General features: G+C 60.8%; 13 protein-coding genes. 12 read left to right on the top strand and 1 reads right to left on the bottom strand.

Features of this window, described 5'->3' with window-relative positions:
- Positions 1 to 28: 28 nt before the first annotated feature.
- A complete protein-coding gene (locus L4923_RS00575) occupies positions 29 to 1,402 on the bottom strand; it encodes a class II 3-deoxy-7-phosphoheptulonate synthase (RefSeq protein WP_239360927.1) in 1,374 nt (457 codons plus the stop codon).
- Between the two features lie 431 nt (positions 1,403 to 1,833).
- Here L4923_RS00575 and L4923_RS00570 point away from each other — a divergent pair, with 431 nt between their 5' ends.
- The 12 genes from L4923_RS00570 to L4923_RS00515 all read left to right on the top strand — a co-directional run bounded on the left by L4923_RS00570 (position 1,834) and on the right by L4923_RS00515 (position 15,886).
- Entirely contained in the window at positions 1,834 to 3,744 is a 1,911-nt protein-coding gene (locus L4923_RS00570) for an ABC transporter ATP-binding protein/permease (protein WP_239360925.1), read from the top strand.
- Positions 3,745 to 3,937: 193 nt separating this feature from the next.
- Positions 3,938 to 4,852, top strand: a complete 915-nt coding sequence (locus L4923_RS00565) for an alpha/beta hydrolase family protein (protein WP_425530899.1) — start codon at positions 3,938 to 3,940, stop codon at positions 4,850 to 4,852.
- 84 nt (positions 4,853 to 4,936) lie between these two features.
- A complete protein-coding gene (gene rpiA / locus L4923_RS00560) occupies positions 4,937 to 5,635 on the top strand; it encodes a ribose-5-phosphate isomerase RpiA (RefSeq protein ID WP_239360910.1) in 699 nt (232 codons plus the stop codon).
- 20 nt (positions 5,636 to 5,655) lie between these two features.
- Positions 5,656 to 6,252 (top strand): DUF2059 domain-containing protein, encoded by a 597-nt coding sequence (locus L4923_RS00555; RefSeq protein ID WP_239360908.1) that lies wholly within the window; start codon positions 5,656 to 5,658, stop codon positions 6,250 to 6,252.
- A 112-nt stretch (positions 6,253 to 6,364) separates the two neighbouring features.
- Complete coding sequence (gene gor / locus L4923_RS00550; protein ID WP_239360906.1) at positions 6,365 to 7,756, top strand: glutathione-disulfide reductase; 1,392 nt, start codon at positions 6,365 to 6,367, stop codon at positions 7,754 to 7,756.
- Between the two features lie 179 nt (positions 7,757 to 7,935).
- The gene (locus tag L4923_RS00545; protein WP_239360904.1) at positions 7,936 to 9,069 is read left to right on the top strand and encodes a transporter substrate-binding protein; all 1,134 of its coding nucleotides are present in this window, start codon (positions 7,936 to 7,938) and stop codon (positions 9,067 to 9,069) included.
- Positions 9,066 to 9,671, top strand: a complete 606-nt coding sequence (locus tag L4923_RS00540) for an ANTAR domain-containing response regulator (RefSeq protein WP_239360902.1) — start codon at positions 9,066 to 9,068, stop codon at positions 9,669 to 9,671. The genes L4923_RS00545 and L4923_RS00540 overlap by 4 nt, the downstream gene beginning before the upstream one ends.
- Before the next feature lie 19 nt (positions 9,672 to 9,690).
- The gene (locus tag L4923_RS00535) at positions 9,691 to 10,557 is read left to right on the top strand and encodes an ABC transporter permease (protein ID WP_239362043.1); all 867 of its coding nucleotides are present in this window, start codon (positions 9,691 to 9,693) and stop codon (positions 10,555 to 10,557) included.
- The gene (locus tag L4923_RS00530) at positions 10,554 to 11,474 is read left to right on the top strand and encodes an ABC transporter permease (RefSeq protein WP_239360897.1); all 921 of its coding nucleotides are present in this window, start codon (positions 10,554 to 10,556) and stop codon (positions 11,472 to 11,474) included. The genes L4923_RS00535 and L4923_RS00530 overlap by 4 nt, the downstream gene beginning before the upstream one ends.
- An 83-nt stretch (positions 11,475 to 11,557) precedes the next feature.
- Entirely contained in the window at positions 11,558 to 13,153 is a 1,596-nt protein-coding gene (locus L4923_RS00525; RefSeq protein ID WP_239362042.1) for an ABC transporter substrate-binding protein, read from the top strand.
- A complete protein-coding gene (locus L4923_RS00520) occupies positions 13,143 to 14,087 on the top strand; it encodes an acetamidase/formamidase family protein (RefSeq protein ID WP_239360894.1) in 945 nt (314 codons plus the stop codon). The genes L4923_RS00525 and L4923_RS00520 overlap by 11 nt, the downstream gene beginning before the upstream one ends.
- Before the next feature lie 47 nt (positions 14,088 to 14,134).
- A complete protein-coding gene (locus L4923_RS00515) occupies positions 14,135 to 15,886 on the top strand; it encodes an ABC transporter ATP-binding protein (protein WP_425530898.1) in 1,752 nt (583 codons plus the stop codon).
- The last annotated feature ends 39 nt before the right edge of the window (positions 15,887 to 15,925 follow it).

Here is a 15,925-nt window from a genome sequence, read left to right as displayed (position 1 = left end):
TCGGCGCCCTCCTCGATCGTCTGGCGTCTTACTCGGCGGCCTGCGTGTGCGGCTGACGAACATGGCTCTTCTTGAGCAGTTCCGACACCAGGAAAGCGAGTTCGATCGACTGATCGGCATTGAGACGCGGATCACAATGGGTGTGATAGCGATCCTGCAGATCCTCCGCGGTGATGGCGCGGGCACCGCCGGTGCATTCGGTGACATTCTTGCCCGTCATCTCGATGTGGATGCCACCCGCATGCGTGCCTTCCGCCTGGTGCACTTCGAAGAAGGTCTGCACTTCCTTCAGAATGCGTTCGAATGGGCGGGTCTTGTAGCCGGCGGCCGTCACCGTGTTGCCGTGCATCGGGTCGCAGGACCATACCACGCTGCGGCCGGCATTCTTCACCGCACGCACCAGCTTCGGCAGATGATCGGCGGCTTTGTCGGCACCGAAGCGCGCGATGAGGGTAAGCCGGCCAGGTTCGTTTTCCGGATTGAGCAGGTCGATGAGTTCCAGCAACCCATCCGACGTCAGCGATGGACCGCATTTCAGGCCAAGCGGGTTCTTGATACCGCGGCAATACTCAATATGCGCGTGATCCGGCTGGCGGGTGCGGTCGCCGATCCAGATCATGTGGCCCGACGTGGCGTACCAATCGCCCGACGTGGAGTCGACCCGCGTCAGCGCCTCTTCATAGCCAAGCAGCAGTGCTTCATGACTGGTATAGAAATCCGTCTCCCGCAGCGCGAAATTGGTTTCCGATGTGATGCCGACCGCGCGCATGAAATCCATGGTTTCGGTGATGCGGTTGGCGAGCGCTTCGTATTTCTCGGCCTGCGGGCTGTCAGCGACGAAGCCGAGCATCCAGCGGTGGACGTTTTCCAGGCTGGCGTAGCCGCCTTGCGCGAATGCGCGCAGAAGATTGAGTGTCGCCGCCGATTGACGATAGGCCATTTCCTGGCGGGCGGGATCGGGCACGCGCGACTTTTCGTCGAATTCGATACCGTTGATGATATCGCCGCGGTAGCTCGGCAGGGTGATTTCGCCCTTTGTTTCATTGTCGGATGAGCGCGGCTTGGCGAACTGACCGGCAACGCGGCCAATCTTCACCACAGGCTGCGATCCCGCAAAGGTGAGCACAACTGCCATTTGCAGGAAGACGCGGAAGAAGTCGCGGATGTTGTCCGCACCGTGTTCCGCAAAGCTTTCAGCGCAGTCACCACCCTGCAGCAGGAACGCTTCGCCGTTGGCAACTGAAGCGAGCTGCTTCTTCAACTTGCGGGCTTCACCGGCGAAAACCAGCGGCGGAAAGCTGGCAAGACGCGCTTCGGTGTCCTTCAAGGCAGCCAGATCCGGATAGGCAGGAACCTGCTGGATCGGCTTTCCTCTCCAGGAATTCGGGGACCACTTTGTCATTTTGTCGCACCCAACGCGCTTTTCCACGCTTCGGCACCATCGCCCAAGCCCTTAGCTCCCCTAAAAGGAGATGCGGCTCCATACAGGAAGCCGGTTTCCTATTCTACCCCGGATTTGGCAGAGACGCGAACGGCTTATGTGCCTGTCTTGAGGCTTACACCATTTGCCTAAGGCGCCCCAAACCTCCTTTTCCGGCAAGATGGTCCCGCCCGGCACTGTGGCCCAAGGGACACGCAGGTGAAGCCAATCACAGACCTTGCAAGCGATTTGGAGAGAATGTTAACGGAAAATGATCAATTGGTGTTACTCTGTGTAACAAAACTAGAGAGGTTTGGCGGGAAGTGATTCGGGTCGACAGACCGAGCCATCAAATCCTGAAACGGCGGCGCCCGGATACGGCAACACCGCCAGCTCGGACGCCGGTTTCTTCGATGCGCGGTTTCTGGGGCCTTATGCGGGCGTACTGGTTTTCAAACCGGTGGCCTGAGGCTTGGGCGCTGACCGTCGTCATCGCCTTGCTGACTGCGCTGTCGAGCAAGGCTGGCGTGTGGTTCGCGATCGCTTCAGGTGAGCTCGTCAACTCGATCGCCTTCTTCCACGACGCAGCCAATGTCTCGCCGTTGACTTCGCTTTTAAGCAATGCCGGCTGGCTCGTTCTTCTCGTCATCATAAAGGATGTCGGCATCACCGGCACCCGCACACTGGTTTCGGCGACGTTGCATCGAAAATGGCGCGGCTGGCTCAATGGCCGTTTCAACGATGCCCTTCTCGACGCCAACCATACGCATTTCCATGCCCAGAACGGAGCCGACGCAGGCGGGCCGGACAATATCGACCAGCGTGTCCAGGAAGCGATCAAGGGCATGACTGGCGGCGCCATCGGCCTTGCCATGGGCGTGCTTGGTGTCGCCACCTCGCTGTTCTTCGTCGGGCAGCAACTGCTCGCCACGTCCACGGAAGTGGCCGGACTAGAGTTCCTCGGCGACTATGGCAGCGTTGTATTGGTTCTGGTTGCGGTTGCCGCTTACGTTCCAGTCAGCACCTGGGTCGCCATGAAGCTCGGCGGAATTCTTGAGCGTCTTTCGGTTAAGATGCAGCAGGCCGAAGGCAGCTATCGCGGTGAACTGACGACATTGCTGCGCCGCTCGTTCCACGTTGCCGCCTCGCGCGGCGAGGACGTGCAGAAGGCCATGCATGGCCGCCTCTATCAGGATATCGACACGACCTGGGGGCGCTTGAATCGCATTAACGCCGGCTATTCGTCCTTCGAACTCGTCTACAATTTCATCGGCGCGCGCATCGTCGCCTATGGTCCGGGGCTCATTCCCTTCATTCACAACAAGGTCGACCTCAAAGGCTATATAACAGGGGCCGAACTGGTGAATTCGCTGATCAGCCAATGCTCGTGGATCATCAAGGAAATGCCTGCGATCGCTACGCTGAGAGCGAACAGCAGGCGCGTCATCGAACTGGCGGAAGCGATCGAGAACGTGCAGCAACCCGCTGACTTCTATCGCCAGACGGGTCATTCGGAGTTCAGCTACACGCATCAGAACCCGGTTTTTGGCCTCACCATCCAACATCTTGAACTGATGCAGAAGGGTGCCGATGCGGCTCCTTTCGTGACGACTGAGCGGTTGCGCTTCCGGCGCGGCGAATGGACCTTCCTCAAGGGCGAGTCCGGCAGCGGCAAGACGTCACTCATAAAGGCGATCAACGGCCTCTGGCCCTATGGTCGCGGCACCATCGTCTTTCCGGAAGGCGTGAAGACCTTCTACGCCGCGCAGGAAGTGAAGCTCCCGCCGGTCTCGCTGAAGGAACTGGTTTGCCTGCCGGATACCCCAGACGATCATTCCGACACGAAAGCCGCAGCAGCCCTGCATCGGGCTGGGCTGGGCGAATTCATAGAATATCTGGCTGAAGGGACGCGCGACAACCGCAGCTGGGATCAGATTCTTTCCGGCGGGCAGAAACAAAAGCTGATCGTTGCCCGCATCCTTCTGCAGCAACCGGGCTTACTATTCCTCGATGAAGCAACCGCGGCTCTCGATCCGGAAGGCAAGATCGCTTTCCATCAGGCGATCAAGGACAATTGCCCGGACGTCATCGTCATCAGCGTCATGCATGAGGCGATCCCACCGCGTTCAGCAAGTGGCGAAGAGTTCTATCACAGTGTTCTTGCCATCGCCGATGGCGTTGCAACCAAGAAGCCGCTGGTACCGACCTTGCCGCGCGAGATCACCACGATCCTGGCCAACCCGCCTGCCCGGCCGGTTGCCAAGGCACCCATGCTCGAAGATGGTTGGGCGCGCATAACGCGCATGCGGCTGCGACAGAAATAACAGCCTGAACACAAAGCCTGTCGACTGCTGGATCTATTGCCGCGCAGACTGCTGTTGGTCTCCCCGACAACCGTGCATGAAGCAGCACATTCATCGCCAACCGACCACCTTGACTTTGACGTTCACGTCAATGGTAGGGTCAAGTTTCTCCATGGGAGGCGAGAGCATGACTTCTTCCCCCACACAATCTACCATGGCTGATGCATCTTCGACGAGCACCGAGGAATCCGGCCAGGTGCGAAGGCGTGATTTCACCTTCGATGCAGAGGATGGCTTTCGCCTTGCCGCGACCCTGTTCGAGGGGTCGGGTCAGAAACCGCTGATGCTCGTTTCGTCGGCGACCGCGGTGCCACGCGGCTTTTACGCTACTTTTGCCACGGCGGCGGTCAAGGCGGGCGCACGCGCCGTTCTCATCTATGATTACCGAGGCACGGGCGATTCAACGCGCCCGAAGAACTGGTCGAGACGCATCGGCATGGCCGATTGGGCGTTGCTCGACATGCCCGCCGCAGCCAAGGCGCTTGATGCGGTCGCGCCAGGGCATCCCATGGTCGGGGTCGGACAATCTTATGGCGGCCAGGCGCTCGGCTTGAGCGGCATCTCCAGCCGCTTCACCCGCTACGGCATGGTCGCCGTCATGTCGGGCTATTACCGTGGCCTCGACGACAGGTGGGCCGGCCCTCGCATGTTTCTACTTGGTGTGCCGCTATCCTATCTGTTCCGGAATATGCCCAAATGGATGCGCCTGGGTGAGCCGATCCCCGCCACGGTTTTCCGTGATTGGGCGCGCTGGTGCTCGATGCCGGACTATTTCTTTGACGATCCTGGACTTCCGGAAACAGCACGGTTTATCGACGTGCGCACACCGATCCTGTCGCTGCGCATGACTGACGATCCCTGGGGGACGGAACGTGCCGTCGTCTCGCTGATGAAGCACTATGGGAGTGCTCCGGTGGAACGCCGCTGGATTTCCCCCAAAGATGCAGGTGGTGCTGTTGGCCATCTCGGTTTCTTCCGCTCGCGCTTCACCGAAACGCTGTGGCCACCCTTCCTCGCATGGCTGCTCGATGGCTCTCCCTTCGTCATCGGCCGCGCGCCGCCCATATAGAAGCCCTGTCCGCCATACCCTTTGACCGCGTAGACAAAAATGCTAGGAGCCCGGGCAACGAGGCGCGGAGCACGGATTCCGATCATGGATGCCAGGCAGTTGAAGATCGAATCCGCACGGGCAGCCCTTGCCCATGTCACCGATGGCATGCGGTTGGGCATCGGCACCGGTTCGACGGCAGAGGAGTTCGTGCGGTTGCTGGCCGAGAAGGTTGCAACCGGCCTCTCCGTAATCGGCGTACCAACCTCGGAACGCACGGCAGCCTTGTGTACGGAACTCGGCGTACCGTTGACGACACTCGAAGAGACGCCTGAACTCGATCTCACGGTCGATGGTGCCGACGAAATCGATCCCGAACTCACGCTGGTCAAGGGCGGCGGCGGTGCCCTTTTGCGGGAAAAAATCGTAGCCGCGGCTTCACAGCGCATGATCGTTATCGCCGACCGCTCCAAGCTCGTGGACACGCTCGGGCGTTTCCCCCTACCCATCGAAGTCAATCGCTTCGGCCTGCGCGCGACCGAGATCGCCGTTGCCTCGGCCGCACGCGAACTCGGCCTTTCCGGCCCGATCACATTGAGGATGACGGCGGGCCAGCCTTTTGTTACAGACGGCGGTCATTTCATCCTCGATGCATCTTTTGGCCGCATTCCGAATACAAGAGCGCTGTCGACTGCCCTTCACGCCATCCCCGGCGTGGTTGAGCACGGTCTTTTCATCGGGTTGGCGTCCGCGGCGGTCGTTGCAGGTGCCGATGGCATCGAAACTGTCCACGCCGCCCGATAAACAAGGGAGTTTTTCCGATCATGATGTTGAATAACCGGGTCCGTCGTCTTTCCGCGATGCTGGCAACTGCTGCCCTCGTCGCCTTCGCTGCTCCTTCCTTCGCTCAGGAAATTTCCGAATCGCACCTCAAGGCGGCCCGCGCCGCCGTAAGCGCCATTCGGGCGACTGATCCGTTCGACAGCATCCTGCCGCAAGCCGCCGCCGCCCTGCAGGCACAGCTTATCCAGAAGAATCCGGACCTGCAGGAGCTGATCACGCAGACGATCAGCGCCAAAGCTCTCGCGCTGGCCTCGCGTCGCGCGGATCTGGAAAAGGAGGCCGCGACCGCCTACGCCAAGGTGTTCTCCGAGCAGGATCTGAATAGCATTGCCACTTTCTACCAGTCCGAGGCCGGCAAGAAGCTGCTGGACAGCGGCCCGATCGTCACTCGCGAATTGGTGAAGGCAGCTGAGATCTGGCAGAACGGCGTCGCCCGCGACCTTGCACAGCAAGTGGGCGAAGCCCTGCAGGCAGCAGCAGGCGCCAAGGCCCCCACACCGACCCCTACCGACGGCACTGCACCGGCAGGAACGGCACCGGCCGAGGGCACCGCCCCTGCAGAAGGCAACGGCAACTGACCGCTGTTTGCAGCGCGACTGGATCAAGAGCCCGGCCATGGCCGGGCTTTTCTTTTGGCGATTCGACGCCTACCTCTGACCTGCATTTTGCAAAGGAACAGGATTTTTCGTCATGAGCGCTTACGACTACGACCTTTTCGTTATCGGCGGCGGCTCGGGCGGGGTACGGGCGGCGCGCGTGTCGGCAGCGCTCGGCAAGAAAGTGGGCATTGCCGAAGAGTACCGTTTCGGTGGCACCTGCGTGATCCGCGGCTGCGTACCGAAGAAGTTGTTTGTCTACGCTTCCCAGTTTCCTGAGCATTTCGAAGATGCGGCCGGTTACGGTTGGAGCGTTCCACAAGCGAGCTTCGACTGGCAGACATTGATCGCCAACAAGGACCGAGAGATCACACGGCTGGAAGGGCTTTACGCCAAAGGTGTCCAGGGCGCCGGCGGCGAGACTTTCCAGACCCGTGCCACGCTCGTGGACCGTCACACCATCAGGCTCGAGGCTGAAAACCGTACCGTCACTGCAGATCAGATCTTGATCGCCACGGGTGGCCGCCCTGCCGCGCATCCGGCATTACCCGGTTATGAACATTGCATCACCTCCAACGAGGCGTTCCATCTGGAGAGATTGCCAAAAGCGATCGCCATCGAAGGCGGTGGTTACATTGCCGTCGAATTCGCCAACATCTTCCATGGCCTCGGCGTTGAAACGACCTTGATTTACCGCGGGACGGAAATCCTGAGCCGCTTCGACATGGATCTGCGCCGCGCTCTGCACGAGACCATGGAAAAGAAAGGAATACGCATCCTTTGCCGCACGATTTCGGAAGAGGTGAAACGCCGGCCCGACGGCCGGCTCGATGTAAAGGTGACCGGAGGCGATGTGCTTGTCGTCGATCAGATGATGCTGGCCATCGGCCGCCAGCCCAACACAGAAAAGCTTGGCCTTGAGGCGGCCGGCGTGGAGCTGTCACCAATAGGCGCCGTCATGGTCGACCAATATTCCCGGACCAATGTCGAGAACATCTGGGCGGTGGGCGACGTCACAAATCGCGTCCAGCTGACGCCGGTCGCCATCCATGAAGCCATGTGTTTCATCGAAACGGCCTTCAAGAACAACCCGACCTCGCCGGATCACGACACCATCGCCACGGCGGTGTTCTCGCAACCGGAGATCGGCACGGTCGGACTTTCCGAGGACGACGCCTCCAAGCGTTTCGAAGAGCTCGAAATTTATCGTGCTTCGTTCCGGCCTATGCGCCATACATTGGCCGGGCGTGACGAAAAGATGCTTATGAAACTAGTGGTCGACGCGGCAAGCCGGAAGGTGCTAGGCGCACACATCCTTGGGCCTGATGCCGGCGAGATGGCGCAACTCCTAGGTATTCCCATCAAGGCTGGCCTGACAAAGGATGATTTCGATCGGACCATGGCCGTGCATCCGACCGCTGCGGAAGAGCTCGTCACCATGTACAAACCTACGTACCGCGTCAAAAACGGCGATCGGCTCGACTAGCGCTCGCTGCCTGTTCTTCCAATAAGGCGAAAAACCGCAACCTCGCTCTTGACTGCAAGGCAGCACCGGATAGTTTAAGGACAAAATACCGGCCTCGTCAGCCGGACGGCAAGTGTGCCTCGTATGCCTCGCCCGACGGCGATGGCTGCGGGGCATTTTCGTTTTGGGGGACATTGCTGGTGAAACGCCGCGTCGAGATCGGCATTCTGTACTCCCGTTCCGGGAATTATCGGCTCGTCTCGGAAGCCTGCCATCGCGGCACCATGCAAGCGGTTGCCGCCGTCAACGCCGATCCTTTCTCGCCAATCGAATTCATTCCCGTCGAACGGGACCCGGAAGGCAACGCCGATCGTTACGCAACGCTGGCTGAGGACATCCTGCGCAACTCAGGCGCTCGCCATATCATCGGCGGGGTCACGTCCTGGAGTCGCAAGGAAATCATTCCGGCGCTGGAGAAAGCCGGGGGCACGCTTTGGTATGCCTGCCCTTATGAGGGATTCGAGGCCAATGAGCATGTGGTCTATATGCATGCCTGTCCCAACCAGCATCTCGTACCTTTGCTCGGGCACGTCATCCCCCTTTACGGACCCAACGGCTTCCTAACGGGTTCAAACTACATCTGGGGTTGGGAAACCAACCGTGTTGCACGCGATTTGATTGCAGACGCCAGCGGAAGCGTGCTTGGCGAACGCTATCTGCCGCTAGGGGAAACCGATGTAGCGCGACTGATCCATGAGATCCGCGCGATACGGCCGAATTTCATTCTCAACAATCTGATCGGCCCTTCATCCTACGCCTTCTTCCAGGCCTACGCAGAACTGTCGCGTCAAGACGATCATTTCACACCCGAGCACTGCCCGATCATTTCCTGCAACCTGACCGAATGCGAGTTGCCCGCCATCGGTTCGGCCGGTAACGGTCACCTCTCCGCCGGCCCTTATTTCCACGATGCTTCGGCCAAAGAAGTCTGGTTGGTTGGCCAACCGGAAAATGGCGGGTCGCGGCCCTCTTCCTTCCAGGCCTCCGCCTACGCTTCGGTGAAAATTCTCGCCTGCATCTTGGCAGCCGGCGGCGACGCCAGTCCGAGCGAGTTGTCCGCTGCCTTTGCGAGCAGCAGCTTCAACACACCGTTCGGGACGATCAATATCGACCCTCAGACACAGCACGCAACGCTACCTGTGCAGATCGGTCGTATCGTGGATAACGGCTTCGAAAAAGTCAGTATTACCAGAGCTGTCGACCCGGATCCTTATCTGTCGCGTTACGATCGCAGCAAGGTCTTCGGCCGCCGCAGGCTCAAGGTGGTGTCATGAAGCGCGCCACCCGCATCCCGATCCTGGGCGGCGCGAAAGCTTTCGTTCTGCATCGGCCACATGCCAACCTTACCGCCATCATCCGCCAGCTCTCGGCCATTGGTCTTTCCGCGATCGACTGCTGGCCGGAACTCCCGCCGGAAGCCCTCGGCGCAGACTTCGTCTTCTTCGATGTCGATCTCGGCTTCGACGAGCAATTTCCCTGGGCGCCAGGGGAAGCACCGATACCGATCATCGCCTTGATCGGCTCAGAAGCGCCAGGCCGCATCGAATGGGCGCTGTCGCACAATGCTGACGCGCAACTCCTGAAACCTGTCGGCAATTCGGGCGTCTATTCCGCATTGCTGATTGCCCGCCAGAGTTTCGCGGCACGCCGTCGTCTGGCCGACGAGATTGCGATGCTGCAGGCGCGTGTGGCCGAACGCCAGACCATCGTGCGCGCGGTGGCTGCGCTGTCCAGCCAGGGGATCGACGACGAGCGCGCCTATGCGCAACTGCGCTCCCTCGCGATGGGCTGGCAGGTGCACCTCGAAGAAGCTGCCCGGCGGGTTGTCGCCATGACCGAAAAGGAGGGCGGCATTGACCAATCCCATCGCGCCTGACGCACAGGCCGCATCGCGTATGCCCGTGAAACGCCGGCCTGGCGTGCTTGGCTTGCTGCTGAAGCGTCCCCTCGCCGTTATTGGCTTGATCATCATCGCCATCACGGTCCTCGGGGCGGTCTTCGCACCGTGGCTGACGGCCTACGATCCCAACGAGCAGCTGTTCGACGGATTGACGCTCGAGGGAGCGCCGCTGCCACCCAACGCCGCGTTCTGGCTGGGCACGGACTTGCTCGGGCGCGATCTCCTGACCCGCATCCTCTATGGTGCCCGCACTTCGCTGATCATCGGCGTCGTCGCCAATGGAGCAGCCCTTTTGATAGGCACCTTGGTGGGAGTGACCGCCGGTTATTTCCGCGGCTGGATCGGCGGCGCATTGATGCGCTTCACTGATCTCATGATGGCTTTTCCAGCGCTGCTGCTCGCCATCTGCCTGGCAGCCGTCTTCCAACCGAGCCTGTGGATCGTTGCCATGGTCATCGCGCTGGTGAACTGGGTCCAGACAGCGCGCATCGTCTTTACCGAAACCAGCTCGTTGGCCGAACGCGAATTCATCGACGCTGAACGCACCATCGGCGCCGGCACGCCGCGCATCTTGTTCCGCCATATCCTGCCGCATCTCCTGCCGACCATCATCGTGTGGGGTACGCTGGGTATCTCGACCACGGTGTTGCTGGAGGCTACGTTGTCCTATCTGGGCATCGGGGTGCAGCCGCCAACGGCCTCCTGGGGCAACATCATCTTCGAGAACCAGACCTACTTTCAGGCAGCCCCCTGGCTGGTCTTCTTCCCCGGTGCGGCCATCCTGGCTCTGGCGCTTGCCTTCAATCTGGTCGGCGATGCACTGCGCGACATTCTCGACCCGACGCAAAGGGGCCGCGCATGATCGCCTATCTCACACGGCGCCTGATCCAGGCCGCACTCATCCTGCTCGGCGTTTCGATCATCACCTTCGCCCTGCTCTATCTGCTGCCGGCAGACCCGGTTCGCCAGATCGCGGGCCGCAGCGCCACGCCGCAGACGGTGGAAAGCATCCGCCAGCAGCTCGGCCTCGATCAGCCTTTTGTCGTGCAGTACTGGAACTATCTCACCAATCTGCTGTCGGGCGATCTCGGACGTTCCTATATCCAGCGCTCCGAAGTCACGGAACTGATCGTCTCGCGCCTGCCGGCAAGCCTCATCCTGATGGCGGGCGCAATCCTGTGCGAACTGGCGATCGGCCTGACCATGGGATTGATTGCAGCCGTCAAACGCGGCAGCGTTACCGACCAGACCCTGATGGTTGGCTCCTTCATCGGGGTCTCGGCGCCACAATTCGTGGTTGGCCTGCTGCTGCTTTATGTCTTCGCTGTCCAACTCGGCTGGTTCCCGATCGGGGGGTACGGCACCTGGCGGCATGCGGTGCTGCCCTCGCTTACGCTCGGTATCCTCGGCGCCGGCTGGTATTCGCGCATGATGCGTTCGTCGATGATCGACGTCCTGCGCCAGGATTACATCCGCACCGCTCGCGCCAAAGGACTGGCGCGCCGCGCCATCCTGTTTCGCCACGCGCTGCCCAACGCCATCCTGCCGGTCGTCGCCATGATCGGCATCGATATTGGCCTGTTCATGAGCGGCATCGTCGTAGTGGAAAGCGTGTTCGGCTGGCCTGGCATCGGACAGCTTGCCTGGCAGGCTATCCAGCGCGTCGACATCCCAATCATCATGGGTGTGACGCTGGTTTCGGCTTGCGCCATCGTGCTGGGCAACCTGCTTGCCGACATCGTCGCTCCATTCATCGATCCGCGCATCAAGCTGCGCTGACAACAGCAACCACAACAAAGAGAAGGGAACAGAACGTGAAGAGATATCTGACCTCAACCGTAGCGACCTCGGCGCTGGCCCTGATGCTCGGCCTGATGCCGGCATCGGCTGAAGAGAAGCTCGATCCGAATGCCAAGCAGGGCGGCGCCATCACCATCACCTACAAGGATGACGTTGCGACGCTCGACCCGGCAATCGGCTACGACTGGCAGAACTGGTCGATGATCAAGAGCCTGTTCGACGGCCTGATGGACTATGAACCTGGCACGACCAACCTGCGGCCCGAACTGGCTGAAAGCTACGAGATTTCTCCGGACGGCACGGCGTTCACGTTCAAGCTGCGCAAGGGCGTGAAATTCCACAACGGTCGTGAAATGACGGCAGACGACGTCAAATATTCGCTCGACCGGGTCACCAATCCGAAGACGCAGAGCCCCGGCGCCGGATTCTTTGCCTCGATCAAGGGTTATGAGGATGTCGCGGGCGGCAAGGCGGAAAGCCTTTCCGGTGTGGTCGTGGTCGATCCGACAACCGTCAAGATCGAACTGTCACGGCCCGACGCCACCTTCCTGCACGTGATGGCCATCAATTTCAGTCACGTGGTGCCGAAGGAAGAGGTTGAGAAATATGGTGCCGACTTCGGCAAACACCCGGTGGGCACTGGCGCTTACAAACTCGGCGAATGGACGCTCGGCCAACGCCTCGTCTTCGAGCGCAATGCCGACTACTGGCACAAAGGCCTGCCCTATCTCGACAAGATCACCTTCGAGATCGGTCAGGAGCCGATCGTGGCGCTGCTGCGCCTGCAGAAGGGCGAAGTCGACGTGCCGGGCGACGGCATTCCGCCGGCCAAATTCCAGGAAGTCATGGCCGATCCGGCACAGAAGGCGCGCGTGGTCGAGGGTGGCCAGCTCCAGACCGGCTACATCACCATGAACACCACCATGGCTCCTTTCGACAATGTGAAGGTGCGTCAGGCAGTCAATATGGCCATCAACAAGGAACGCATCGTCAAGATCATCAACAACCGCGCGGTGCCGGCCAACCAGCCATTGCCGCCTTCGATGCCCGGTTACGACAAGAACTTCGCCGGCTACAAATACGATGTCGAGAAGGCAAAGGCACTGCTCGGCGAAGCCGGTCATGCTGATGGTTTCGAGACGCAGCTCTTTGTGATGAATACCGACCCCAACCCGCGTATCGCCCAAGCGATCCAGCAGGACCTGGCTGCCATCGGCATAAAGGCCTCGATCCAGTCGCTGGCGCAGGCCAACGTGATCGCGGCGGGCGGCGACAAGGCCGGTGCGCCCATGATCTGGTCCGGCGGCATGGCCTGGATCGCAGACTTCCCGGATCCGTCCAACTTCTACGGCCCGATCCTCGGCTGCGGCGGGGCAGTTCAGGGTGGCTGGAACTGGGCCTGGTATTGCAACAAGGACCTTGACGCCAAAGCCGCAACGGCGGACTCGATCGTCGACCCGACCAAGGCGGACGAACGCTACAAGCTGTGGGGCGAAATCTACGCCAAGGTCATGGAGGACGCGCCTTGGGCTCCGGTCTTCAACGAGCAGCGTTTCACCATGCGCTCGCCGCGCATGGCAGGCGACGACAAGCTCTATGTCGACCCGGTCCATATCCCGATCAACTACGACTATGTGTATGTGAACGATGTGCAATAACTGCAACTACACGATCCACGGGCGTCATCATCACTTCGGCTGGGACAATTCCTTCGCCCCGGCAGAGCGGGTGAAACCCGGCTCGACCATCGAGTTCAACTGCCTGGACTCGTCCGGCGGTCAGTTGCAGCCCGACAGCACGGTCACGGACATCGCCAAGCTCGACTTCGGCAAGATCAACCCGGTCACCGGGCCGATCTATGTCGAGGGCGCCGAGCCCGGCGACGCTCTGAAGATCACCATCGAGCAATTCAAACCGTCCGGCTTCGGCTGGACGGCCAACATTCCGGGTTTCGGCCTACTCGCCGACGACTTCAAGGACCCGGCGCTGGCCATCTGGAAATATGATCCGAACTCGCTGGAACCCGCGCTATTCGGCAAGAATGGCCGCGTACCGCTGAAACCTTTCGCCGGCACAATCGGCAATGCGCCGGCGGAAAAAGGACTGCATTCGGTGGTGCCGCCACGCCGTGTCGGCGGCAATCTCGACATTCGCGACCTCGCCGCAGGCACCACGCTCTATCTTCCCGTGGAAGTGGCCGGTGCGCTGTTCTCCGTAGGCGACACGCATGCCGCACAGGGCGACGGCGAAGTCTGCGGTACCGCGATCGAGAGCCCGATGGATGTCGTGCTCACGCTCGATCTGGTCAAGGACGCCCGGCTGAAGACGCCGCGCTTCACCACGCCCGGTCCGGTCACGCGCCATCTCGACGCCAAGGGCTACGAGGTGACGACGGGCATCGGGCCTGACCTGATGACCGGCGCCAAGGAAGCTGTCGCCCAGATGGTCGACCTGCTCGCTGCCCGCTATCAGATGGATCCAGTCGACGCCTACATGCTGGTTTCGGTCTGCGGTGATCTGCGCATCAGCGAGATCGTCGACATGCCGAACTGGGTGGTGTCGTTCTACTTCCCGCGTTGCGTATTCGAATGACTGCAGCAGCCGATACAAGTTCAGGCGCGGCGACCGCCGCGCCTGTTATGGACAATCCGGTGCTTTCGGTCTCCGGCCTCACCGTTTCGGTGCGCGGAGATGAAGGCGAGCGTGCGGTTGTGTCCGACCTCTCCTTCGTGCTCACGCGCGGCGAAACGCTGTGCATCGCCGGTGAATCCGGCTCGGGCAAGTCGATGAGTTCGCTGGCCGTGATGGGCCTGCTGCCCCAGCCACAGGCGCGTGTTTCGGCTGGCTCAATTCTGCTCGGCGATCTCGATCTCACGACTTTGAGCGAAAAACGCATGCAGACCATCCGTGGCAACCGCGTCGCGATGATCTTCCAGGAACCGATGACATCGCTCAACCCTGTGCTGTCGATCGGACGCCAGCTTATCGAGGCGATCGAAGCCCACACAAGTCTGAGCGGCAGTCCAGCGCGAGCGCGCGCTATCGAAGCGCTGAAGGCCGTTCGAATTCCGGAAGCCGAGAGCCGGCTGAAGCAATTCCCGCACGAGCTTTCCGGCGGCATGCGCCAGCGTGTCATGATAGCCATGGCGCTGGCCTTGAAGCCGGATGTGTTGATCGCCGACGAACCGACCACGGCGCTCGATGTTACGGTACAGGGCGAAGTGCTGGAGTTGCTGCGTGACCTGCAGCGTGAGCAAGGCACTGCCGTCATCCTGATCACACACGACATGGGCGTCGTTGCCGAAATGGCAGATCGGGTCATCATCATGCGCAACGGCCGCATGGTCGAAGAAGGAACCATCTCCGACATTTTCGAGCGTCCCCAGGTCGACTACACGCGCGAATTGCTCGCCGCCGTCCCCAGGATGGGCGCCGGACGGGCTGCAATGCCGGCCCAACCGGACGAGCAAGTCAAGCCAGTCGCTGTTGCGGAAGTACATGACCTCCATGTGCGTTTTGACCTGCATGGGGGTTTCTTCGGTCGCGTCACCCGTCGCGTCCACGCCGTGGAAGGGGTGAATTTTTCGATCGCACCGAACGAGACGCTGTCTCTGGTGGGCGAATCCGGCTGCGGCAAATCCACCACCGCCAAGGCATTGGCCGGACTTCTGCCCTATAGCGGCGACATTGCTGTCGGTGGACGCAATCTTGCGGGGCTAAGCCGCGATGAACGCAAGGCGGTTCGCCGCGACGTCCAGATGATCTTCCAGGACCCCTACGCCTCTCTCGATCCGCGCATGCGCGTCGGCGATCTGGTGGCGGAGCCGTTGCTCATCCATGGCATCGGCACGCCAAAAGAACGAGTAGACCGCGTCGCAGCACTTTTCGAGCGCGTGGGCCTCACCGCCGACCAGATGGAGCGTTATCCGCATGAGTTCTCAGGCGGACAGCGCCAGCGCATCTGCATCGCACGCGCACTGGCGCTCAGGCCAAAGCTGATCATCGCCGACGAAAGTGTCTCGGCACTCGACGTTTCAGTCCAGGCCCGGGTGCTGAAGCTGCTCCGGGAACTGCAGAACGAGTTCGGTGTCGCCTATCTTTTCATTTCCCACGACATGGCTGTGGTCGAGAATATTTCCGACAAGGTGGCGGTCATGTATCTCGGCCAGATCGTGGAGATGGGGACGCGTGACCAGATCTTCGACAATCCCCGACATCCCTATACGAAGCGGCTGATCGAGGCGGTGCCGGTGCCGGATCCCGCTCGTCGAAGAGCGCGCTTCGCCAGACTGGACAGCGAGATCGCAAGTCCGATTCGCCGGATTGGCGACCCACCGGCGAAACTGCAGCTGCTGGATGCCGGCGGTGGCCATCTGGTCGCGGCGCATTAGGCTTTGGCCAGTACACTGCTTGTATCGGAGCCGGCGAAC

It is taken from the genome of Terribium retamae, assembly GCF_022347545.1.
Lineage (GTDB): Bacteria > Pseudomonadota > Alphaproteobacteria > Rhizobiales > Rhizobiaceae > Mesorhizobium > Mesorhizobium retamae.
The sequence above is the reverse complement of the archived record's forward strand: the minus strand, read 5'-3'. Positions and strand labels throughout refer to the sequence as shown.